We start from the raw sequence: 22,214 nt of genomic DNA, 5'->3' as shown, positions 1-22,214 counted from the left end.
TTCCGAATGCGTACAGCAGATGCAAGGGCAGATGCACGTGCACGCGCCCGAATTGGACCTTCCTCTGCTACTTCTTGCTCATTTCTTCCTTCACCTTATTCTCAGTTGTCGACGCTTCACTGATCCCTTCCTGTGCGTCGGCTTTGGCTGCTTTCCGTTTCCGTAACTGAACGAGTACTGCTTGAAGTGTTTTAGTGGCAGACTTCGGCGTCTGGAAGACGGTTGGGGAGGCTGACGAACGTGAGCGCTGGTGAGTCGAGCGGCTCGGTGGTGCGGCGCATGCTGCTGGGGTCACATCTGCGGCGCCTGCGTGAGGCGCGTGGCATCACCCGTGAAGCGGCCGGCTACTCGATCCGTGCCTCCGAATCGAAGATCAGCCGTATGGAGTTGGGAAGGGTGAGCTTCAAGACCCGCGATGTCGAGGACCTGCTGACGCTCTACGGCATCACCGACGAGGCCGAGCGCACGTCCCTGGTCTCGCTCGCCAAGGAGGCCAACGTCGCGGGCTGGTGGCACAGTTACTCCGACGTCCTGCCCAGCTGGTTCCCCACCTACGTCGGCCTGGAGGGCGCGGCCCACCTGATCCGCGTGTACGAGGTGCAGTTCGTGCACGGACTGCTCCAGACCGAGGCGTACGCCCACGCCGTCGTCCGGCGCGGGATGAAGGGCGCCTCCGCCGCCGACGTCGACCGGCGCGTGGCCCTGCGACTGGAGCGGCAGAAGTACCTCGTCTCCGAGAACGCCCCCGAGTTCCACATCGTCCTCGACGAGGCCGCGCTGCGCCGTCCGTACGGCGACCGCGAGGTGATGCGCGGACAGCTCCAGCACCTGATCGAGGTCTCCGAGCGGCCCAACGTGCGGCTCCAGGTCATGCCGTTCAGCTTCGGCGGGCACTCCGGAGAGAGCGGCGCCTTCACCATCCTGAGCTTCCCCGAGTCCGATCTGTCGGACGTCGTCTATCTGGAGCAGCTCACCAGCGCGCTCTATCTGGACAAACGCGAGGACGTCAACCAGTACGAGGGCGCGCTCAAGCAGCTCCAGCAGGACAGCCCCGGGCCGGACGAGAGCCGCGATCTGCTGCGAGGACTGCTCCAGCTCTCCTGAGAGCGGCCCCGTACTTCCCTGGTATCCCTCAACTCCCTTGAAACACAAGTACGATGACATGTGATCAGACCGTGATCGGATGTCTGCTGACCCGGGCCAAGGACTGCCTCGGCAGCACAGGGATTGAGGGAGCACATGTCGTCCTACTTCACCGACCTGGCCCAGCAGTACATCGACGGCGAGTGGCGCCCGGGAACGGGCTCCTGGGACATCATCGATTTCAACCCGTACGACGGCGAGAAGCTGGCGTCGATCACGATAGCCACGGTCGACGAGGTCGATGACGCCTACCGCGCCGCCGAGCGCGCCCAGAAGAAGTGGGGCGCGACGAACGCGTACGCGCGCCGCGCGGTCTTCGAGAAGGCGCTCGCCGTCATCGACGAGCGCGAGGAGGAGATCACCGAGGTGATCATCGCCGAGCTCGGCGGCACCCGCCTCAAGGCGGCCTTCGAGCTGCACCTCGTCCGGGAGTTCCTGCGCGAGTCGGTCCAGCTGGCGCTGCGCCCCGAGGGGAAGATCATCCCCTCGCCGGTCGACGGCAAGGAGAACCGCCTCTACCGCGTCCCGGTCGGTGTCGTCGGCGTCATCAGCCCCTTCAACTTCCCCTTCCTGCTGTCGGTCAAGTCCGTCGCTCCCGCGCTCGCGCTCGGCAACGGCGTGGTCCTGAAGCCGCACCAGAACACCCCGATCGCCGGCGGCTCCCTGGTCGCGAAGATCTTCGAGGAGGCGGGCCTGCCCGGCGGTCTCCTCAACGTCGTCATCACCGACATCGCCGAGATCGGCGACGCCTTCATCGAGCACCCGGTGCCGAAGGTCATCTCCTTCACCGGATCCGACAAGGTCGGCCGGCACGTCGCCACGGTCTGCGCCGCGAACTTCAAGCGCTCGGTGCTCGAACTGGGCGGCAACAGCGCCCTGGTGGTCCTGGAGGACGCGGACATCGACTACGCGGTCGACGCGGCGGTCTTCAGCCGTTTCGTCCACCAGGGGCAGGTCTGCATGGCCGCCAACCGCGTCCTCGTGGACCGGTCGATCGAGGCCGAGTTCACCGAGAAGTTCGTCGCCAAGGTCAAGAAGCTGAAGACCGGCGACCCCAGGGACCCGCAGACGGTCATCGGCCCGGTCATCAACTCCTCCCAGGCGGACGCGCTGGCGGGCGTCGTCGAGCAGGCGATCACCGAGGGCGCCACCGCCCTGGTGCACGGCACCACCACGGACAACCTGGTCGAACCCTCCGTCCTGACCGGCGTCCCCGCCGACTCGGACCTGCTGCGCCAGGAGGTCTTCGGCCCGGTCGTCTTCCTCGTCCCGTTCGACGGGGAGGAGGAGGCGGTCCGGATCGTCAACGACACCCCGTACGGCCTCTCGGGCGCCGTCCACACGGCCGACATCGAGCGTGGCGTGAACTTCGCCAAGCAGATCGACACCGGCATGTTCCACGTCAACGACGGCACCGTCCACGACGAGCCCCTCGTCCCCTTCGGCGGCGAGAAGCACTCCGGCATCGGCCGCCTGAACGGCGAGACGACGGTCGACTCCTTCACCACGACGAAGTGGATCTCGGTGCAGCACGGGCGGAGCCGCTTCCCCTTCTGAGCCGCCTTCGCGTGATCGTCCAGCGCGCCCGGACCCTTGCGGACAGGAACTGACCGCAAGGGTCCGTAGCGTCGTCGGTGTCATCCGGAAGGACCCGATGAAAGGCGGCCGGTCATGGTCACGCATGTGCGAGCGGAAGAACGGGGCGACGAGTGCGGGGCACTGCTCGCGTTCATCGAGGAGCAGCGCGGCGGTATCCGCCGCTCGCTGCTCGGGCTGACCGAGGAACAGGCGGCGAGCAGGCCGAGCGCGAGTGAACTCTCCCTCTCCGGGCTGCTCAAGCATGTCGCCGAGGTCGAGCAGGGCTGGATCGCGCGGGCCAAGGGCGAGCCGCCGGCCGTGAAGCGGGACGAGTCGAACTGGCACGAGTGCTTCGTCCTCACCGAAGGCGAGACGGTCGCCTCGCAGCTCGCCCACTGGGAGAAGGTCGCCGCCGAGACGGAGGCCTTCCTGCGCTCGGTGCCGAGCCTCGACGACACCTTCGCGCTTCCGCCGGATCCCTGGTTCCCGCCCGAGGGCCGTGTCTCGATGCGCTGGGTGGCCCTCCACCTGATCCGCGAGACGGCCCGGCACGCCGGGCACGCCGACATCATCCGCGAATCCCTGGACGGCAAGACGGCCTTCGAACTGGTGGCGATGGAGCAGGGCTCCTCCGGGAGCTGACCGCGGCACCCCTAGGCTGGTCGCCATGTCAGCGATCCGTCTCCTCGTGCTCGGCGCGGTCCGCCAGCACGGGCGGGCCCACGGCTATCAGGTGCGCAACGACCTGGAGTACTGGGGCGCGCACGAGTGGTCCAACGCCAAGCCCGGCTCGATCTACCACGCGCTCAAGCAGATGGCCAAGCAGGGACTGCTGCGCGCCCACGAGACCGCGCCGTCCACGGCCGGCGGGCCGCCGCGCACCGAGTACGAGATCACGGCCGAGGGGACCGAGGAGTTCCTGGCGCTGCTGCGCGAGTCCCTGACGTCGTACGACCAGAAGATGGACGTGCGCTCGGCGGGCATCGGCTTCATCGTCGACCTGCCGAGGGACGAGGCGGTGGCCCTCCTGAAGGAGCGGATCCGCGGGATCGAGCAGTGGCGGTCGGCCGTCACCGAGCACTACGTGCCCGAGGACGGCCCCGCCGAGCTCGGGCACATCGGCGAGATCATGGACCTCTGGGTCCACTCCGCCGACGCCGACGCCGCGTGGACCCGCGGCCTGATCGCCCGCGTCGAGGGGGGCGCCTACACCTTCGCCGGGGAGGGCGAAGCGTTCGTCGGGGTCCTCCGCGACGACCAGGAGAACCCGTACGCGACGGGGGAGCGGCACCCGGAGGACGCGCGCTGACCGCGCTCTGACCGCATGCCGACCCACGTCGGTCCCATCACTCATCAAGTTTGACTAATGCCGCGGCCCGGCTTACCCTCCGTTGGCATGCCGGTAGTCAAGTTTGATTACCGGCTCTGGGGACCGGCCCGGAAACGGGCCGGAACGAAGGGAGCGGGATGACCGGAGCGATCGTCGTCGAAGGCGTACGCAAGCGGTACGGGGACCATCACGCGCTGGACGGACTGGACCTGCTGGCCGGGCGCGGCACGGTGCACGCGGTGCTCGGCCCCAACGGGGCGGGCAAGACCACCCTGGTCCGGATCCTGTCGACGCTGCTGCGGCCGGACGGCGGCCGGGTGGAGGTCGCCGGGCACGACGTGGTGCGCGAGGCCCGCCGGGTGCGGTCGCGCATCGGTCTGCTCGGCCAGAACGCCGCGCTCGACGAGGAGCTCGGCGGCCGGCAGAACCTGGAGATGTTCGGGCGCCTCCACCACCTGGGCTCCCGCGCCGCGCGGGCACGGGCCGACGAACTCCTGGAGCGCTTCGGTCTCGCCGACACCGGCCGCAAGGCGGTCCGCGCCTACAGCGGAGGCATGCGCCGCCGCCTGGACCTGGCCGCGTCGCTCATCACGGACCCCGAGGTCCTGTTCCTGGACGAGCCGACGACCGGGCTCGACCCGCGCGGCCGGGCCGAGGTGTGGGCGGCGGTGCGCTCCCTGGTCGGCGGCGGCACGACGGTGCTGCTCACCACCCAGTACCTGGAGGAGGCGGACCAGCTCGCCGACCGCATCTCCGTCGTCGACCGCGGACGGGTCATCGCGGACGGCACGGCCGACGAACTGAAGTCCCGGACGGGCGGCGACCGCATCGACGTGGTGCTGCGTGACGCGGGCCTGCTGGGAGCCGCCGTGGCCCTGTTGCCGTTCGCGGGGGAGGGGGTCTCGGTCGACGCGGACCGCCGTCTGCTCAGCGCTCCGGTCACGGACCGCATGGCGGCCCTCGCCGCGGCCGTGCGCGCTCTGGAGGAGGCCGGGATCGAGGCGGAGGACATCGCGCTGCGGCGCCCGACGCTGGACGAGGTGTTCCTGCACCTCACCGGGGACGCGTCACGAGTCAAGGAGGCCGTGTGAGCACGACGTACGACACCGTCCGCGAAGGGAACCGGGGACCTGGGCGGCCGGGAGGTCCCGGCGGGCCGCGCGAACCCCGTGCGGGAGCCCGTCTGCTCTCCGACTGCTGGACCATGACGCGCCGCGAGTTGACCCGCTGGGCACGGCAGCCCGTCCAGGCGGCGGTGGGTCTCGTCTTCCCGGTGATGCTGCTCCTGATGTTCGGCTATCTGGTCGGCGGGGGCCGGGGCGTCGAGGGCGACTACGTCGACTACCTGGTGCCGGGCATGCTCGCCCTGACCATGGCGTTCGGCCTGGAAGGCACGATGCTGGCCGTCACCCAGGACCTCGGCAAGGGCGTCATCGACCGCTTCCGCTCCCTGCCGATGGCCGACGGAGCCGTCCTGGTGGGCCGTTCGGCCGCCGACATGCTCCACTCGGCGGTGAGCCTGGCCGTGCTGGCCGGGGTCGGGTACGCGATCGGCTGGCGCCCCGACAGCACCCCGGGCGCCTTCCTCGGGGCGATGGGACTGCTCCTGCTCTTCCGCTTCGCCATGCTGTGGATCGGCATCCACCTGGCGATGGTGGCCGGGAAGCCTGAGCTGGTGCAGGCCGTGCAGATCCTGGTCTGGCCCGTCGGCTTCCTGTCCAACGTCTTCGCCTCGCCCGACTCCATGCCCGGCTGGCTGGGCACGGTGGTCGGCTGGAACCCCATGTCCCAGACGGCGACGGCCGTCCGCGAGCTGTTCGGCGGACCGGGCGGGGAGCAGGGGCACATCGGCCCGGCGGTCCTGTGGCCGCTGGCCCTGCTCGCGGTCTTCTTCCCGCTGGCGGTACGGAGGTTCGCCCGCCTGAGCCGCTGACGAAGCGCCACGGAGGCGTGGCCGCCCGGGAATCGGTGGGTGCTCCGGGGGTCCGGGGCTGCTCCGGAAGTCAGGAGCTGCCTCGGATGTCCGGGGGCTGGGTGCTCCGGTCGGGGGCGGGCCGGACCGAGGCTCCGGCCCCGGGACGGCCCGGCCCGGGGAAGCCAGGGCGTCCGAGGCGGCCCGGCCCCTCGTCGGGGCCGGCTGCCTGGAGGGGGAGCCGGGCGGGCCTTCAGTGGTGGAAACCCGTCTCCGCCGCCTTGTCCCGGGTCAGCGGACGGGGCTGCCGGCGCAGTTCGGGCAGCAGCCGCGTCAGGTCCTCGATGAAGAGGTCGGCGAGGTCGGAGGTGAAACCGTTGCGGCACACCACGCGCAGCACGGACAGGTCCTCCCGGTTCTCGGGGAAGGTGTACGCGGGCAGCAGCCAGCCGCTCTCGCGCATTCTCCGGGACACGTCGAACACGTCGTACGCCGTCACCTCGGGCGCCGTCGTGAAGGCGAACACCGGCAGCTCGTCCCCGCGGGTGATGAGCCGGAAGTCGCCCAGGCAGTCCACGCGTTCGGCGAGGGCGCGGGCCACGTCCCTGGTCGTCTGCTGCACGGCCCGGTAGCCGGCCCGGCCCAGCCGCAGGAACGTGTAGTACTGCGCGACGACCTGTGCTCCGGGGCGGGAGAAGTTGAGCGCGAAGGTCGGCATGTCGCCGCCCAGGTAGTTCACCCGGAAGACCAGTTCCTCCGGCAGCTCGGCCGCCGTCCGCCACAGCGCCCAGCCGACACCCGGGTAGACCAGACCGTACTTGTGACCCGAGGTGTTGATCGACGACACCCTGGGCAGCCGGAAGTCCCAGATCAGGTCCTCGTCGACGAACGGCGCGACCATCGCCCCGGACGCGCCGTCGACGTGGACCGGGATGTCGAGGCCCGTGCGCTCCTGGAGCCGGTCCAGCGCCGCGCACAGCTCCTCGATCGGTTCGTACGACCCGTCGAAGGTGGAGCCCAGGATGCCGACGACCCCGATCGTGTTCTCGTCGCACAGCTCCGCCGCCGCCTCGGGGTCGAGATGGAACCGGTCGCCCTCCATGGGGATCTGACGGGCCTCGACCTCCCAGAAGTTGCAGAACTTCTCCCAGCACACCTGGACGTTCACGCCCATGATCAGGTTGGGCCGCGCGCCCGGGTAGCGGTCCGCGTTGCGCTGCGTCCAGCGCCGCTTCAGCGCCATGCCGGCGAGCATGCACGCCTCGCTCGACCCGGTCGTGGAACAGCCCACCGCGGCCGACGGATCCGGCGCGTTCCACAGGTCGGCGAGCATCGCCACGCAGCGCCGTTCCAGTTCGGCCGTACGGGGGTACTCGTCCTTGTCGATCATGTTCTTGTCCCGGCACTCCGCCATCAGGACCCCGGCCTGCGGTTCCATCCAGGTGGTGACGAAGGTGGCCAGGTTCAGCCGGGAGTTCCCGTCCAGCATGAGCTCGTCGTGGACGAGCTGGAGCGCGGTCGTGGGCGGCAGCGGGCCGTCCGGGAGGCGGTGCTTCGGCGGCGCCTCGGTCATGCCGCTGACCGGGTTGGCCTGTCCGTAGAAGGGGTTGACGGAGGCGGGGCGTTCATCGGGGTTCTGGTGGCCCTGGTGGAGCGGCACGGGCTTCTCCCAACGGTCGGCGGGACGGGCGTCCCGTTCGTTCATCGGACGGGGGCGTCCCGTCGGTTCACCGGACCGGACTTCCGTCGTCGCGCAGTTGCAGCTGCGGCCGTCCGGTCACCAGCAGCCAGGCCGGCAGCGAGGCGATGCAGAGCAGGGCGATGATCGTGGGCGAGGACACCAGGACGGCTGCCGTGAACAGGCTCACCCAGCCCTGCCGGGTGGTGGCGAGGAGCACGCCCAGCACTCCGGCGGCCAGGCCCAGCGAGGCCGGGACCGAGGGCACGAGCGCGTGGGCGCACAGACCGAACGAGGCACCGGCGAAGACGGCCGGGAAGATCCGGCCGCCCCGGAACCCGCAGGACGTCGCGACGACCAGCGCGGCCAGCTTCACCACGGCCATCAGCGCGTACCGGCCCGCCGAGTAGTCGTCCGGGTGCCGGGCGATCTCGGCGACCTCGTCCAGGCCCTTGAACAGCGTGAGCGGCCCGCCCAGACAGCCCAGCAGGCCGAGGACGAGCCCGCCGACGGGCAGGGTGATCATGGGGTGGCGCAGGAGCGAGAACACCTTGTGGACGTAGGGGAACACGTAGACGGTGGCCATGCCGAGCACCGCCGCCGCGGAGGCGATCACGAGGGCGGACAGCACATCGGCCCAGCCGGGATCACCGAGCGGGGGCAGATCCAGGTCGAAGCTCGGATGGCCGATCAGCGACGTGGTGATCGAGCCCACCGCGGCCGCCGTCAGCGGCGCGAAGAGGTTGTCCCACAGCAGGCCCTTCATCTGCCGTCCGGCGAGCGCCTCGGAGATGACCAGTGCCGCCGCGACCGGTGTACCGAACAGGGCGCCGATCGTCCCCGCCTCGGCCAGCATCACCCACAGCGCGCCGGGCGCCGCGGGCGCGAACCTGCGGCCCGCCCAGAACGCCAGCGCGACGTTGGTGGCGATGATCGGGTTCTCGGGACCGAGGCTCGGGCCGCCCGCCAGCATCAGCGCGGTCGCCACCAGCAGTCCGGGCAGGACGAAGGGGGCCATCGGCTCCTCCTGGAGCCCCACGGTGGCCGGGTCGGGCCCCGCGTGCCCCGGCGCCTTCCACACCACCAGACCGACCAGGATGCCGGTGCTGGTGAGCATGACGATCATCCAGAGCGAGGAGTACCCGCCGATGCCGAGCGCGTCCGGCAGGTTCGTCCAGAGCACGTCCTTGAGCTGGTCGGCGAGCTTGCTCACCCCCACGTAGAGAAGGCTCGAGACGGCGCCGACGGCCACGGCGGGGAGGAACAGCGGCAGCAGAGTCCGCGCGGGCGTCGCCCGGGTCGGGGCCGGTCCCGGGGGAGCCGCTTCGTGGGTCACGGGCTCACCCTAAGCGTGCGAATCGGACATAACATCCCGAGCGTCGCCACCGGATGCCACCCTGGCCGCATCGCCGGACCCCTGGACTTCGGGCTTGCACCTCACGTCGCGTCAGGCCCCATCGTGAAGGGCGTACCGAGGAAGGAGCGGAAGTGGGCTATTCAGTGGGACAGGTCGCCGGATTCGCCGGAGTCACGGTGCGCACGCTGCACCACTACGACGAGATCGGTCTGCTCGCGCCCGGCGAACGCAGCCACGCGGGTCACCGGCGCTACGGCGACGCCGACCTCGACCGGCTGCAGCAGATCCTGTTCTACCGGGAGCTCGGCTTCCCGCTCGACGAGGTCGCCGCCCTGCTCGACGACCCGGAAGCGGACCCGCGCGCGCATCTGCGCCGCCAGCACGACCTGCTGACCGCCCGGATCGGGAAGCTGCAGAAGATGGCCGCGGCCGTGGAGCACGCCATGGAGGCACGCACGATGGGCATCAACCTCACGCCCGAGGAGAAGTTCGAGGTCTTCGGGGACAAGGACCCCGAGGAACACGCGGAGGAGGCCGAACGCCGCTGGGGCGGCACGGAGACGTACGCCGAGTCGCGGCGCCGCACCGCCCGCTACACCAAGGACGACTGGAAGCGCATGCGGGCCGAGGCGGCCTCCTGGGGCGAGCGGTACGACGCCCTGATGGCGGCCGGGGAGCGGCCGGACGGCGCGCGGGCCATGGACATGGCCGAGGAGCACCGGCAGCACATCACCCAGTGGTTCTACACCTGTACGTACGAGATCCACCGGGGCCTCGGTGACATGTACGTCGCGGACGAACGGTTCAAGGCGTTCTACGACTCCATGCGGCCGGGACTGGCCGAACACCTCAGGGACGCGATCACGGCGAACGCCGCCCGGCAGACCGGGGAAGCCTGACAGGGGAACCGGGGAACCGGGGAAGCCTGACGGGTAAGGGGCGCCTGCAGAGGCAGGCGCCCCTTACCCGTACGGAGCGGTCGCCGGGGGAAGCCGTACGGAGCCGTCGTCCCTTGCCCGTACGGAGCCGTCGCCGACGGAGTCCAGGGCCCGCCGCCTCCACCGGTGCGGGCCGCTGTCCTGCGGCGTGGTCTATTCCTTCACCAGGACCACGGCCGTGCCGTAGGCGCAGACCTCCGTGCCCACGTCCGCCGCCTCCGAGACGTCGAAGCGGAACATGAGCACGCCGTTGGCGCCGCGCGCGCGTGCCTGCTCCACGAGCCGCTCCATGGCCTGGTTGCGGGTCTCCACCAGCGTCTTGGTGAGCCCCTTGAGTTCTCCGCCGATCATCGACTTCAGGCCCGCGCCGATCTGGCTGCCCAGATGGCGTGAGCGGACCGTGAGACCGAAGACCTCGCCGACGACCTGCTCGACGCGATGACCGGGAACGTCGTTCGTCGTGACGACCAGGACGTCCGCGTGGGGACTCTGGCCGCCGCCGTATTCATCGATGCCCATGGTCCACAGCTTTGTCCCAGTCGCCGCACAGTGCATCCTGGAGTCACGGGTGGAACCTGGCGTCGGCACATTGCGTTGATAGCTTTGGCCGGCCGTACAGGACTGCCGTACCTCCCTCACCCCTCAGGAGCCCGGACCCGTGATGACCCTTGCCCTAGGTCCCAGCTGGCTGGATCCGAACACGCTCCTGGACAACTTCGGCATCTGGGGCCTGCTGCTCATCGTCTTCGCCGAGTCCGGCCTGCTCATCGGCTTCTTCCTGCCGGGTGACTCGCTGCTGTTCACCTGCGGTCTGCTGATCGCCACGGACGCCATGGACTTCCCGCTGTGGGGGGCGATCCCGCTGATCTGTCTCGCCGCGATCCTCGGCGACCAGGCGGGCTACCTCTTCGGCAAGAAGGTCGGACCCTCGCTCTTCACCCGCCCGGACTCCCGCCTGTTCAAGCAGGAGAACGTGGTCAAGGCCAACGAGTTCTTCGAGAAGTACGGCCCCAAGTCGCTGGTGCTGGCCCGCTTCGTGCCCATCGTGCGCACGTTCACGCCGATCATCGCGGGCGTCAGCGGCATGAGGTACCGCCCCTTCCTCACCTACAACATCATCGGCGGCGTCCTGTGGGGCGCGGGCGTCACGCTGCTCGGCTCCTGGCTCGGCAAGATCGAGTTCGTCAACAAGCACATCGAGCTGATCCTGATCCTGATCGTGCTCGTCTCGGTCGTCCCGATCATCATCGAGTTCCTGCGCGCCCGCTCCCAGGCCAAGAAGAACCCGCCGCAGGCGGCGGAGGAGCCCCAGGACTTCCAGGACTTCCAGGAGCCCTTCCCGGCCCCGTCCGAGGCCGCCCGCACCCGCTCCGCCGCGCCCGTCATGGACGACGCGACCAGGCCGCTGCGCGTGCCGCCGGTCCACGGGGGCCAGGACGCGTCGTACGGCGGCGGGAACCCCGGCGGTCCGTACGGCGGCCAGGGCCACGGGCAGGGCTACGGGAACCAGGGCCAGGGCCAGCCGTACGGGGACCAGGGCCAGGGCCAGGGCCGGCCGCAGCCGTACGGGAACCAGGGACAGGGGCAGCCGTACGGCAGCCAGGGCCACGGCCAGGCCTACGGGGACCAGGGCCAGGGCTACGGCCGTCAGGGTGACCCGTACCCGGCCCAGCAGCAGTACCAGCCCCAGCCCGAGCAGCAGTACCAGCAGCCGTACGGCCAGGACCAGGGCTACGGCTACGACCAGCAGCAGTACGACCAGGGTTACCAGCAGGGCTACGACCAGGGCCGGACCCACTCGCAGCAGCACCCCCAGGGCCACCCCGGGCGTCAGTACGGTGCCGAACAGCACCCCTACGGCCAGGGCCCCGCGCAGAACTGACGCACCCGCCCGGTGCTCCCGAGCCCTGTTCCCCCGAGCCCTGTTCCCCTGAGCCCGGTCCTCCTCGGACCGGGCTTTCCGGGACCGGGTCTCAGAAGCCGCGTGTCCGCTTGGCGGCCCGCCGCCCGCCGCCGGACGCGCCAGGCAGACGCAGGAACAGCCGCGAGATCTCCGAACCCAGGTTCACGCCGATCGCGATGGCCATGGCGAGGGCCGCGGCCTTGGTGAGCGACACCAGCCCCTTGTCGACGTTGTTCTGGGCGATCGACAGCAGTCCGAAGTACGTCGCCGAACCCGGCAGCAGCGGGCCGATCGCGGCCGTCGTGTAGGGCAGCGCGGAAGCGAACCGGTAGCGCGAGAGCAACTGCCCGAAGAGGCCCACCAGGCCCGCGGCGACGGCCGTGGAGGCCACCGGCGATATCCCGCCCGCGTAGTGCATCGCCCCGTACACCGACCAGGCCACGCCCCCGTTGAGGGTCACGGCGAGGACGGTGGAACGTTCCTGCTGGAGCAGCACCGCGAAGGTGAGCGACAGCAGCATCGACGCGGCGATCTGGAGCAGCGGCCGCTCCGAGATGTTCAGCGCCGCGTCCGGGTCGAGCTGGGCGCCCAGCTTCACGCCGAAATAGAGCACCAGCAGGACGCCGACGATGATGCCCACGAAGAAGTACATGACTTCGAGCAGCCGCGCGGACGCGGTGATGTAGAAGCCGGTCAGTCCGTCCTGCACCCCGGCGACGAGCGCCCGCCCCGGCAGCAGCGCGAAGAGCCCACCGGTGATCACCGCGGACGCCTTCACGTCGACGTGCGCCACCGTGAGCGCCACCCCTATCGCGGCGGGCGGCATCGCGGCAGCCGTGAACTGGTAGAACTCCGGCAGCCCGCGTCCGGCGCACAGCCAGGCGAGCCGGTCGCCGAGCATCGCGCCGAGCGCGGCGGCGACGAACACGATCGCGTCGCCGCCGACGAGCACGGAGGCCGCGCCGGCCAGCAGTCCGCCGGAGGCCGTCAGCACCCAGCCGGGGTACGGGTGCCGGTTGCGCCGCATCTCCGCGAGCCGCCTGTAGGCCTCTTCCAGGGGGATCGCGGTCTCGGGGTCGCTCAGGTCGTCGACGAGCCGGTAGACGGCCGCCAGGCGCGTGTAGTCGGTGCCCCGGCGGCGCACCGTCCGTGACGCCGTCACCGGGTCGTCCACCAGGGACGGCTGGTGCGAGATCGACAGCAGGGTGAAGGTGACGTTCGGCTCGCAGCGGTCGAGCCCGTAGGAGCGGCAGACGGCGAACATCGCCGTCTCCACGTCCTCGGCGCCCTCGCCGCCCGCGAGGAGCAGCTCGCCGATGCGCAGGGTCAGGTCCAGGACGCGCGGGACGGCGGGCCCCGACTCGTCCTCCTTGTGCACGGGCTCGGGCGCGGGCCGCTCGGTCACCGGCATGCGCAGCATCGTGCGCATGCGGTCCTGCCACGGAGCGTCCTTGGTCAGGCTGACCAGGGGGACGCCGGTCGCCGGTGTGAAGGCGGGAGGCGCGTCCCGGGCGCTGTAGGTGCGCGGAGCGCTGAACGCCGAGCCCCCGTGCTCCGGCCCGGCGGGATGCGGTGCGTCGAGGCCCTGGGGGAGCGCGAACTCCGAGGTCGTCGACGATTCCTCGTCGGCCGCCGCCGGGACCGGCGGCGCCACACCCGTGGGCGGGCTGAAAGCACTCCTCGCCTCGTCCGAGTGCGGCTTGCGGTCTTCCGCTTCCGGGTCCGCCACCAACTCCAGCCTCGCCTTTCCCGTCTGTGTCGTTCTCCTTCTTGCCTTCCGTATGCCTCAGTATGCGTACGGACACACGAACGGGCCGCGTGGCCCCAGGGGGATCACGCGGCCCGTTCGGAAGAGGGGGAGGTCAGCGACCGCCCGCAAGGGGGTCAGTGACCGCCCTGGTCCTTGAAGCGCTTGTAGGAACGCTCGATCTCGGCCTCGGCGTCCGCGCGGCCGACCCAGTCGGCGCCCTCGACGGACTTGCCGGGCTCCAGGTCCTTGTAGACCTCGAAGAAGTGCTGGATCTCCAGGCGGTCGAACTCCGACACGTGGTGGATGTCGCGCAGGTGCTCCACACGCGGGTCGTGCGCCGGGACGCACAGCAGCTTGTCGTCGCCGCCGGCCTCGTCCGTCATACGGAACATGCCGATCGCGCGGCACTGGATGAGGCAGCCCGGGAAGGTCGGCTCGTCCAGGATGACCAGGGCGTCCAGCGGGTCGCCGTCCTCGCCGAGGGTGTTCTCGACGAAGCCGTAGTCGGCCGGGTAGCTGGTCGAGGTGAAGAGTCGACGGTCCAGACGGATCCGACCGGTCTCGTGGTCCACCTCGTACTTGTTCCGTGAACCCTTCGGAATCTCGATCGTGACGTCGAACTCCACCGGTGGCTCCTCCATGATCAGCACATAGTTCTGGTGATTAAGTGTCCCTCACGCAGGTGGGTGATCGCGAAAGGGGCTGGTGGTCGTGCCAGAGCTGAGGGCTTGGCGGGCCGCGAGACCGCATGTGGTGCGGGTCGCGCGGATGGTGAGACCGCATGTGGCGCGGGTCACTCGAGCCGTGCGGCCGCGTGCCGTGCGGTTGACGACGCCGCAGCTCACAGCCGTCGCGACCACCGTCGGCCTGGCACTCGCGGCCGGGGTGGTGACCGCGGCCGGCCCCTGGGACTCCACCGGTCAGCGTACGGCCGAGCGGGACTGGGCCGCATCGCGGACGCCCGAGGGTGGCACAGATCACGCACGTACGTCCGGTACGCGCCGAACGTCACCCCGGCCCGCACCCAGCGCCGCCTCCGTGCTCGCCGGGCTCGGGGGCGAGGAGGGCGGCGCGCCCGCGCCCGCCGGGAAGGCCCTCGCGAAGGTCCTCGACCCGCTGCTGGCCGATCCCGTCCTCGGCTCGGTGCGCACCGCCGTCGTGGTCGACGTGGAGACCGGCAAGCGGCTCTACGGCAAGGGCGCCGAGCAGGTCCAGACGCCGGCCTCCACCACGAAGATCGCGACCGCGGTCGCCGCCCTCACCGCGCTGGGCCCCGACCACCGCATCCGGACGCGCACGGTCCTGGAGCCCGACACCGGGGAGGTCGTGCTCGTCGGCGGCGGCGACCCCACGCTGACCGCCCGCAAGCCCGCGGACGGCTGGGCGGACCTGGGCGTCCTCGCCGAACGGACGGCCACCGCCCTGAAGGCCCGTCACATGAACCGGGTGACGCTCTCCTACGACACCTCGCTGTACTCCGGTCCCGGCCTTCACCCCATCGGGGTGAACGACAACATCGCGAAGGTCACCCCGCTGATGGCCGACGAGGGCCGCCTGGACCACTCGACCAGCGGGCCGGCCGGGCGCGCCACGGACCCGGCGGCGGACGCCGCGCGGACGTTCGCGGACCTGCTGCACGACCACGGCGTCACCGCCACGGCGCCCGGCCCCTCGAAGGCGACGAGCCGTTCCCAGGCCCTCGCCTCCGTCTCCTCGCCGCCGTTGTCCGCCCTGGTCGAGCGGATGCTGACCAACAGTGACAACGACATCGCCGAGGCACTGGCCCGTCAGGTCGCCCTCGCGGCCGGTGAGGAACCCAGCTTCGACGGCGACGCGAAGGCGATCCGCGCCCAGCTGGAGAAACTCGGACTCCCGCTGACCGGGGCGCAGTTCGCCGACGGCAGCGGCCTGAACCGCGCCGACAGGCTCTCCGCCGACCTGCTCGCCGCCCTGCTGGCCAAGGCCGGCGACCCGGCCCACCCCGAGCTCAGGCCGGTCCTCACCGGCCTGCCCGTCGCCGGCTTCACCGGCACCCTCAGCGCCCGGTACACCGACGCCCCGACCGCCACCGGAGTCGTCCGCGCCAAGACGGGCACCCTGACCGGGGTCAACACCCTCGCCGGCACCGTCGTCGACAAGGACGGCCGCCTGCTGGCGTTCGCCTTCCTGACCTCCGACGCCGCCAACCCCCCGAACCCCCTGGAGGCCCGGGCGGCGTTGGACCACGCGGCGGCGGCACTCGTGGCGTGCGGCTGCCGGTAGCGCGCGCCGGACCGGGACCCGGTCCCTTCCGGCCCGTGGGAACCAGGAGCACCATCAGCCCCTCGGCCGGGACGCATCCGGTGTCGGACCCTCACCGCAGCCGGACCCGCTCACGTACGGTTGACGCATGACGAGCATCGGTGGTGCTGCATCTACTGGGATGGTCGACTGGAATCTCGCGGTGGCGACCGCGACCCGGCTCGTGCGGCCGGGCCCGGAGGTGAGCCGCGACGAGGCCCGGGCGATCGTCGCCGAGCTGCGCCGGCACGCCAAGGCCTCGGAGGAACACGTCCGGGGCTTCACCCGCTTGGGTGCGGACGTCGTCCACGACACCCCCGTACTCGTCGTCGACCGCCCCGGCTGGGTCCGGGCGAACGTCGCCGGGTTCCGGGAGATCCTCAAGCCCCTTCTGGACAAGATGCAGGAACGACGCGGCAGCGGCACCGGCGGAGCCGTCCTCGGAGCCGTCGGAGGCAAGGTCACCGGCGTCGAACTGGGCATGCTGCTGTCGTTCCTGTCCTCGCGGGTCCTCGGGCAGTACGAGACGTTCGCGCCCGCGACCCGGGACCTGCCCGCGGGGGCGCCCACCGCCTCCGGCAGCGGCGGCGGCAGGCTCCTGCTGGTCGCCCCGAACATCGTGCACGTGGAGCGTGAACTCGACGTCCAGCCCCACGACTTCCGCCTGTGGGTGTGCCTCCACGAGGAGACGCACCGCACCCAGTTCACGGCCGTGCCCTGGCTGCGCGACCACCTGGAGGGCGAAATCCAGTCGTTCTTGGGGGAGACCGAGGTCGACCCCATGACCGTCCTGGAGCGCATCAGGGAGGCCGCGCAGTCGCTCTCCGGCTCCCGCCCCGACACCGAGGAGGACGACGGCGGACGTTCCCTCGTGGAAATCGTGCAGACGCCCGCCCAGCGCGAGATCCTCGGCCGGCTCACCGCCGTGATGTCCCTCCTGGAGGGACACGCCGACTTCGTGATGGACGGCGTCGGGCCCGCCGTGGTCCCCTCCGTCGCCGAGATCCGAGAGAAGTTCCAGCAGCGCCGCGCCAAGGGCGCCTCCCGCCTCGACGTGGCCCTGCGCAAACTGCTCGGCCTGGACGCCAAGCTCAGGCAGTACAAGGACGGCGAGCGGTTCGTACGGGCGGTCGTCGAGGAGGTCGGCATGGACGGCTTCAACCGTGTGTGGACCTCTCCGAACACGCTCCCGACCAAGGCGGAGATCGCCAAACCGGCGGATTGGGTCGCGCGGGTGCACCGCAGGACGGAGTCGTGAAGCCTCCCGGAGGGTGGTGAAACGAATCCGGCCGATGGCAGGCAAACGCTCCCGCTATCACCCATCCGAGGGACCGTGGAGCACGGGTAGGCGTGCAATGCTCGGGGAACGCCCCGGTTCTGTCACCATCTACACACTCTGAGTGACAGATCCCCGGGCTAACCCCCCGAAAACTTCATGAAGGGAACCGGACATGGGTCCCCATCCTGCGGTCGCGGCGATACGCCTGGCGGTCCGCCGCGTACTCCACGACATCCTGACCGAGCAACCGCCCGCCCACGACACCCGGCGCACGCCCGCACGCGGTGCCGCGCGCCCCTGCGCGCCCGACGCGGAACGCGTCCCCGCCCCCGGAACGCGGCGCAGCATCGCCGCTCCCGCGCGCCCCCCGCACGACCAGACCCGCACGAGCGCCCGGCCCCGTCCCGGCGAGGACGCCGACCCGGCGCCGCTCGTGCTCGTCGCCTGCTCCGGCGGCGCAGACTCCATGGCGCTCGCCTCCGCCCTCGCCTTCGAAGCCCCCAAACTCGGCATCCGCGCCGGTGGCGTCACCGTCGACCACGGTCTGCAGCCCGGCTCCGAGCTGCGCGCCGACGAAGTCGTGCTGCGCCTCACCGAGCTGGGGCTCGCCCCGGCCGAGTCGATCGCCGTCACCGTCGGCCGCGACGGAGGTCCCGAGGCCGCCGCGCGCGACGCCCGGTACGCCGCCCTGGACTCCGCCGCCGAACGCCACGGCGCCACCGCGATCCTCCTCGGCCACACCCGCGACGACCAGGCCGAGACGGTCCTGCTCGGCCTCGCCCGCGGCTCCGGCATCCGCTCCCTGTCCGGAATGGCCGCGGTCTCGGGGGCCGACGGCCGCTACCGCCGTCCCTTCCTGCACCTGGACCGGCAGACCGCCCGCAAGGCGTGCATGGTCCAGTCGCTGCCCGTCTGGGACGACCCGCACAACGCCGATCCGGCCTACACCCGCTCCCGGCTCCGCCACGAGGGTCTGCCCGCCCTCGAGAAGGCCCTGGGCAAAGGAGTCGTCGAGGCTCTCGCCCGTACGGCCCAGCTCTCCCGGGACGACGCCGACGCCCTCGACGCGTGGGCCAGCCAGGCCGAGGCGTCCGTACGCGACGCGGCCGGCCTTCTGGAGTGCGCCAAGCTCTACGTCCTGCCGCCCGCCGTACGCCGCCGGATCCTGCGCCGCGCGGCCATCGAGGCGGGTGCTCCGGCCGGTTCGCTGTTCGCCCGGCACATCGAGGAGATCGACCGGCTGATCACCGGATGGCGCGGTCAGGGGGCCATCAATCTCCCGGGCAAAGTCGTCGCCCAGCGCCAGGGTGGCAGACTGGTGATTCGGCAAGGCTGAAACCGGACCCTGCACCGGGGCCGCTCACGCGGCTCCCCGGGACCCCTTCACTCGGGTTCGCGGGCGGTCCGAACGGCCGCGCGGGAGAGCCGAAGGGGACCGTCGCCGGTTACATGGCGCCCTGTAGGTGACGAGCCCAAAAAAGTGGGACGGACGACCGAAAGTGATGCGGGTGGACGCGAAAGACATGGGCACCGACCTCAAGTCGGTGCTCATCACCAAGGAAGAGATCGACGCGAAGCTGGTCGAGCTGGCCGCGAAGATCGACGCGGAGTACGCGGGCAAGGACCTGCTGATCGTCGGGGTGCTCAAGGGTGCCGTGATGGTCATGGCGGACCTCGCGCGTGCGCTGTCCACCCCCGTCACGATGGACTGGATGGCCGTGTCGTCGTACGGCGCGGGCACCCAGTCCTCCGGCGTGGTGCGGATCCTCAAGGACCTGGACACCGACATCAAGGGCAAGCACGTCCTGATCGTCGAGGACATCATCGACTCCGGGCTGACCCTGTCCTGGCTGATCTCCAACCTCGGCTCCCGCGAGCCCGCCTCGCTCAAGGTGTGCACGCTGCTGCGCAAGCCGGACGCGGCCAAGGTCGCGATCGACGTCGAGTGGGTCGGCTTCGACATCCCGAACGAGTTCGTCATCGGCTACGGCCTGGACTACGCCGAGAAGTACCGCAACCTCCCGTTCGTCGGTACGCTCGCGCCCCACGTCTACGGCGGCTGAGCCGCACTCCTCCTGAGGGCGGCTCAGTCGGCTCGGTCCTCGTGGGGCGGATCGGGAACCCCAGCGGGTTTCGCGCCGTTGGAGCATGCGTGGACGGGATTGCCAGCAGTCCCCTGCGGCTTCGGGTGACAATGCTGGGGTACCGTCCGAAGAACAGTCTTTATCAAACTCACTATGGCAGGAGGGACGGGGCGGCTCCGCTCCGTATGGATGGACGTGAAGCGATACTTCCGTGGGCCGGTCATGTGGATCGTGCTGGCCGTCCTTGCCGTGGTCGTGTTGATGCAGGTCGTCGGTTCGTCCGGCGGCTACAAGACGGTGGACACCGGCCAGGTCGTCAAGGCGATCAATGACAACCAGGTCGAGTCGGCCAAGATCACCACCGGTGACGAGCAGGTCATCAAGGTCTCGCTGAAGGACGGCGAGAAGGTTGACGGCAGCTCGAAGATCCAGGCGAGCTACATCGGCGACCAGGGCGTGGCCCTGGCCAACACACTGCAGGACAAGTACCAGAACAAGCAGATCCCGGACGGCTACACCGTTTCGCCGTCCAAGCAGAACCCCTTCGTGGGCATCCTGCTGTCCCTGCTGCCCTTCGTCCTCATCGTCGTCGTCTTCCTGTTCCTGATGAACCAGATGCAGGGCGGCGGCTCCCGGGTCATGAACTTCGGGAAGTCCAAGGCGAAGCTCATCACCAAGGACACCCCGAAGACGACGTTCTCGGACGTCGCCGGCTCGGACGAGGCCGTCGAGGAGCTCCAGGAGATCAAGGAGTTCCTCCAGGAGCCGGCGAAGTTCCAGGCCGTCGGCGCGAAGATCCCCAAGGGCGTCCTGCTCTACGGGCCTCCTGGTACGGGCAAGACGCTGCTCGCACGCGCCGTCGCGGGCGAAGCCGGCGTTCCCTTCTACTCGATCTCCGGTTCCGACTTCGTCGAGATGTTCGTCGGTGTCGGTGCCTCGCGAGTCCGTGACCTGTTCGAGCAGGCCAAGGCGAACGCCCCGGCGATCGTCTTCGTCGACGAGATCGACGCGGTCGGCCGTCACCGCGGCGCCGGCCTCGGCGGCGGTCACGACGAGCGCGAGCAGACCCTCAACCAGCTGCTCGTCGAGATGGACGGCTTCGACGTGAAGGGCGGCGTCATCCTGATCGCCGCCACGAACCGGCCCGACATCCTCGACCCGGCCCTCCTGCGCCCCGGCCGCTTCGACCGCCAGATCGCGGTCGACCGTCCGGACATGCAGGGCCGTCTGGAGATCCTCAAGGTTCACCAGAAGGGCAAGCCGGTCGCTCCGAACGTCGACCTGTCCGCGGTGGCTCGCCGGACCCCCGGCTTCACCGGTGCCGACCTGGCGAACGTGCTGAACGAAGCCGCGCTGCTCACCGCGCGCAGCAACCAGAAGCTGATCGACAACAGCATGCTGGACGAGGCGATCGACCGCGTGGTCGCGGGCCCGCAGAAGCGGACCCGGATCATGTCGGACAAGGAGAAGAAGATCACCGCGTACCACGAGGGCGGACACGCCCTGGTCGCGGCGGCTTCCCCGAACTCCGACCCGGTGCACAAGATCACGATCCTGTCGCGCGGCCGTGCCCTCGGCTACACGATGGTCCTGCCGGACGAGGACAAGTACTCCACCACGCGCAACGAGATGCTGGACCAGCTCGCGTACATGCTGGGCGGCCGCGCGGCGGAGGAGCTCGTCTTCCACGACCCGACCACCGGTGCCGCGAACGACATCGAGAAGGCCACGGCCACCGCTCGCGCGATGGTCACGCAGTACGGCATGACCGAGCGTCTCGGCGCGATCAAGTTCGGCGGCGACAACACCGAGCCCTTCCTGGGCCGGGAGATGTCGCACCCGCGTGACTACTCGGAAGAGGTCGCCGCGCTCGTCGACGAAGAGGTCAAGAAGCTCATCGAGAACGCGCACAACGAGGCCTGGGAGATCCTGGTCGAGAACCGCGACGTCCTCGACGCGCTGGTGCTCCAGCTGCTGGAGAAGGAGACGCTGAGCAAGGAGCAGATCGCCGAGGTCTTCGCTCCCATCGTGAAGCGCCCGGCCCGCCCCGCGTGGACCGGCTCCTCCCGTCGTACCCCGTCCACCCGCCCGCCGGTGCTCTCCCCCAAGGAGCTGTCGCTGACGAACGGGGCGAACGGATCGACGGCGGCCATCGCCACCGCCACGGAGCCCGTCCCGGTCACGGAGACGGCCCCGGAGGACCGCACCGACAGCTGAGTCCGCTCGGCTCCGGGCGGCCTCACCAGGCCCGGAATGGATGCCGCTCCCCCCAGGTTCTAGCCTGGGGGGCGCGGCATTTTCGTGTGCCCGCACCTTTTGGACGCGTCGAGGCACGCGCAGGATCCCCAGGAACGAGGACCAGATGACCGACCCCGTGACGCTGGACGGCGAGGCCACGATCGGCGAGTTCGACGAGAAGCGCGCCGAGAACGCCGTACGGGAGCTTCTGCTCGCGGTCGGCGAGGACCCGGACCGCGAGGGCCTGCGAGAGACACCCGGGCGGGTCGCGCGGGCGTACAAGGAGATATTCGCGGGCCTGCTGCAGCGGCCGGAGGACGTGCTGACGACGACGTTCGACCTGGGCCACGACGAGATGGTCCTGGTGAAGGACATCGAGGTGTTCAGCACCTGTGAGCACCACCTGGTCCCGTTCCGGGGTGTCGCGCACGTCGGCTACATCCCGTCCACCAGCGGCAAGATCACCGGCCTGTCCAAGCTGGCCCGTCTCGTCGACGTCTACGCCCGCCGTCCCCAGGTCCAGGAACGGCTGACGACGCAGGTCGCCGACTCCCTGATGGAGATCCTGGAGCCGCGCGGTGTGATCGTGGTCATCGAGTGCGAGCACATGTGCATGTCCATGCGCGGCATCCGCAAGCCCGGTGCGAAGACCATCACGTCGGCGGTGCGCGGACAGCTGCGGGACGCCGCGACCCGCAACGAGGCGATGAGCCTCATCATGGCCCGCTAGACCCCGGGCAGACC

General features: G+C 70.3%; 19 protein-coding genes. 14 read left to right on the top strand and 5 right to left on the bottom strand.

The features are described 5' to 3' along the window. The first annotated feature begins 279 nt into the window (after window positions 1-279). From ACFYW9_RS11360 to ACFYW9_RS11335, 6 genes are all read left to right on the top strand, one after another. Window positions 280-1,104 carry a helix-turn-helix transcriptional regulator gene (locus ACFYW9_RS11360; protein WP_351866470.1) on the top strand — a complete coding sequence of 275 codons (825 nt, stop codon included), beginning with the start codon at window positions 280-282 and terminating at the stop codon, window positions 1,102-1,104. 135 nt (window positions 1,105-1,239) lie between these two features. After that, a complete protein-coding gene (locus tag ACFYW9_RS11355) occupies window positions 1,240-2,700 on the top strand; it encodes an aldehyde dehydrogenase family protein (RefSeq protein WP_351866272.1) in 1,461 nt (486 codons plus the stop codon). A 114-nt stretch (window positions 2,701-2,814) separates the two neighbouring features. Then, the gene (locus ACFYW9_RS11350; RefSeq protein WP_389147793.1) at window positions 2,815-3,363 is read left to right on the top strand and encodes a DinB family protein; all 549 of its coding nucleotides are present in this window, start codon (window positions 2,815-2,817) and stop codon (window positions 3,361-3,363) included. A 25-nt stretch (window positions 3,364-3,388) separates the two neighbouring features. Beyond that, window positions 3,389-4,030: a PadR family transcriptional regulator gene (locus ACFYW9_RS11345; protein ID WP_389147790.1), complete on the top strand. Its 642-nt coding sequence runs from the start codon at window positions 3,389-3,391 to the stop codon at window positions 4,028-4,030. 158 nt (window positions 4,031-4,188) lie between these two features. Further along, complete coding sequence (locus ACFYW9_RS11340) at window positions 4,189-5,142, top strand: ATP-binding cassette domain-containing protein (protein WP_351866266.1); 954 nt, start codon at window positions 4,189-4,191, stop codon at window positions 5,140-5,142. A 113-nt stretch (window positions 5,143-5,255) separates the two neighbouring features. After that, complete coding sequence (locus ACFYW9_RS11335) at window positions 5,256-5,984, top strand: ABC transporter permease (RefSeq protein ID WP_351866467.1); 729 nt, start codon at window positions 5,256-5,258, stop codon at window positions 5,982-5,984. A gap of 232 nt (window positions 5,985-6,216) precedes the next feature. Here the strand turns inward: ACFYW9_RS11335 and ACFYW9_RS11330 are convergent, their stop codons facing one another. Continuing rightward, on the bottom strand, window positions 6,217-7,623 hold the full coding sequence (locus tag ACFYW9_RS11330) for a glutamate decarboxylase (protein ID WP_389148312.1): 1,407 nt from the start codon (window positions 7,621-7,623) through the stop codon (window positions 6,217-6,219). A gap of 67 nt (window positions 7,624-7,690) precedes the next feature. Beyond that, window positions 7,691-8,977 (bottom strand): ion channel protein, encoded by a 1,287-nt coding sequence (locus ACFYW9_RS11325; RefSeq protein WP_389147786.1) that lies wholly within the window; start codon window positions 8,975-8,977, stop codon window positions 7,691-7,693. A gap of 152 nt (window positions 8,978-9,129) precedes the next feature. Here ACFYW9_RS11325 and ACFYW9_RS11320 point away from each other — a divergent pair, with 152 nt between their 5' ends. Further along, window positions 9,130-9,897: a MerR family transcriptional regulator gene (locus ACFYW9_RS11320; RefSeq protein WP_389147783.1), complete on the top strand. Its 768-nt coding sequence runs from the start codon at window positions 9,130-9,132 to the stop codon at window positions 9,895-9,897. A 192-nt stretch (window positions 9,898-10,089) separates the two neighbouring features. Here the strand turns inward: ACFYW9_RS11320 and ACFYW9_RS11315 are convergent, their stop codons facing one another. After that, window positions 10,090-10,455: a YbjQ family protein gene (locus ACFYW9_RS11315; RefSeq protein ID WP_326786343.1), complete on the bottom strand. Its 366-nt coding sequence runs from the start codon at window positions 10,453-10,455 to the stop codon at window positions 10,090-10,092. A gap of 139 nt (window positions 10,456-10,594) precedes the next feature. On the opposite strand from ACFYW9_RS11315, the gene ACFYW9_RS11310 reads away from it, so the two are divergent. Next, window positions 10,595-11,818, top strand: a complete 1,224-nt coding sequence (locus tag ACFYW9_RS11310) for a DedA family protein (protein ID WP_389147779.1) — start codon at window positions 10,595-10,597, stop codon at window positions 11,816-11,818. A gap of 91 nt (window positions 11,819-11,909) precedes the next feature. Here the strand turns inward: ACFYW9_RS11310 and ACFYW9_RS11305 are convergent, their stop codons facing one another. Together ACFYW9_RS11305 and ACFYW9_RS11300 are read right to left on the bottom strand one after the other, a co-directional pair. Further along, window positions 11,910-13,568 (bottom strand): threonine/serine exporter ThrE family protein, encoded by a 1,659-nt coding sequence (locus ACFYW9_RS11305; RefSeq protein ID WP_389147776.1) that lies wholly within the window; start codon window positions 13,566-13,568, stop codon window positions 11,910-11,912. A 155-nt stretch (window positions 13,569-13,723) separates the two neighbouring features. After that, window positions 13,724-14,215, bottom strand: a complete 492-nt coding sequence (locus tag ACFYW9_RS11300) for an inorganic diphosphatase (RefSeq protein ID WP_037625961.1) — start codon at window positions 14,213-14,215, stop codon at window positions 13,724-13,726. A 79-nt stretch (window positions 14,216-14,294) separates the two neighbouring features. Here ACFYW9_RS11300 and dacB point away from each other — a divergent pair, with 79 nt between their 5' ends. From dacB to folE, 6 genes are all read left to right on the top strand, one after another. Continuing rightward, complete coding sequence (dacB, locus tag ACFYW9_RS11295) at window positions 14,295-15,851, top strand: D-alanyl-D-alanine carboxypeptidase/D-alanyl-D-alanine-endopeptidase (protein ID WP_389147773.1); 1,557 nt, start codon at window positions 14,295-14,297, stop codon at window positions 15,849-15,851. Between the two features lie 127 nt (window positions 15,852-15,978). Next, window positions 15,979-17,127, top strand: coding sequence for a zinc-dependent metalloprotease (locus tag ACFYW9_RS11290; protein ID WP_351866247.1), 1,149 nt, complete (start codon window positions 15,979-15,981; stop codon window positions 17,125-17,127). A gap of 193 nt (window positions 17,128-17,320) precedes the next feature. Next, window positions 17,321-18,484: a tRNA lysidine(34) synthetase TilS gene (gene tilS / locus ACFYW9_RS11285; protein WP_389147769.1), complete on the top strand. Its 1,164-nt coding sequence runs from the start codon at window positions 17,321-17,323 to the stop codon at window positions 18,482-18,484. Window positions 18,485-18,650: 166 nt separating this feature from the next. Continuing rightward, window positions 18,651-19,211, top strand: a complete 561-nt coding sequence (hpt, locus tag ACFYW9_RS11280; RefSeq protein ID WP_261704688.1) for a hypoxanthine phosphoribosyltransferase — start codon at window positions 18,651-18,653, stop codon at window positions 19,209-19,211. A gap of 210 nt (window positions 19,212-19,421) precedes the next feature. Continuing rightward, on the top strand, window positions 19,422-21,449 hold the full coding sequence (gene ftsH / locus ACFYW9_RS11275) for an ATP-dependent zinc metalloprotease FtsH (protein ID WP_389147765.1): 2,028 nt from the start codon (window positions 19,422-19,424) through the stop codon (window positions 21,447-21,449). A 145-nt stretch (window positions 21,450-21,594) separates the two neighbouring features. Next, complete coding sequence (folE, locus tag ACFYW9_RS11270) at window positions 21,595-22,200, top strand: GTP cyclohydrolase I FolE (protein WP_351866236.1); 606 nt, start codon at window positions 21,595-21,597, stop codon at window positions 22,198-22,200. The last annotated feature ends 14 nt before the right edge of the window (window positions 22,201-22,214 follow it).

Origin of the sequence: Streptomyces sp. NPDC002698 (assembly GCF_042888945.1) — a bacterium.
Lineage (GTDB): Bacteria > Actinomycetota > Actinomycetes > Streptomycetales > Streptomycetaceae > Streptomyces.
Note: the sequence above shows the minus strand (reverse complement) of the source record. Positions and strands in the feature narration are given on the sequence as shown.

Coding starts and splice junctions, on each gene's coding strand:
- hpt (WP_261704688.1), top strand. CDS start 18,651: ATGCGGGTGGACGCGAAAGACATGGGCACCGACCTCAAGTCGGTGCTC.
- ACFYW9_RS11350 (WP_389147793.1), top strand. CDS start 2,815: ATGGTCACGCATGTGCGAGCGGAAGAACGGGGCGACGAGTGCGGGGCA.
- ACFYW9_RS11315 (WP_326786343.1), bottom strand. CDS start 10,455: ATGGGCATCGATGAATACGGCGGCGGCCAGAGTCCCCACGCGGACGTC.
- folE (WP_351866236.1), top strand. CDS start 21,595: ATGACCGACCCCGTGACGCTGGACGGCGAGGCCACGATCGGCGAGTTC.
- tilS (WP_389147769.1), top strand. CDS start 17,321: ATGGGTCCCCATCCTGCGGTCGCGGCGATACGCCTGGCGGTCCGCCGC.
- ACFYW9_RS11355 (WP_351866272.1), top strand. CDS start 1,240: ATGTCGTCCTACTTCACCGACCTGGCCCAGCAGTACATCGACGGCGAG.
- ACFYW9_RS11290 (WP_351866247.1), top strand. CDS start 15,979: ATGACGAGCATCGGTGGTGCTGCATCTACTGGGATGGTCGACTGGAAT.
- ACFYW9_RS11360 (WP_351866470.1), top strand. CDS start 280: ATGCTGCTGGGGTCACATCTGCGGCGCCTGCGTGAGGCGCGTGGCATC.
- ACFYW9_RS11335 (WP_351866467.1), top strand. CDS start 5,256: ATGACGCGCCGCGAGTTGACCCGCTGGGCACGGCAGCCCGTCCAGGCG.
- ACFYW9_RS11340 (WP_351866266.1), top strand. CDS start 4,189: ATGACCGGAGCGATCGTCGTCGAAGGCGTACGCAAGCGGTACGGGGAC.
- ACFYW9_RS11345 (WP_389147790.1), top strand. CDS start 3,389: ATGTCAGCGATCCGTCTCCTCGTGCTCGGCGCGGTCCGCCAGCACGGG.
- ftsH (WP_389147765.1), top strand. CDS start 19,422: ATGGACGTGAAGCGATACTTCCGTGGGCCGGTCATGTGGATCGTGCTG.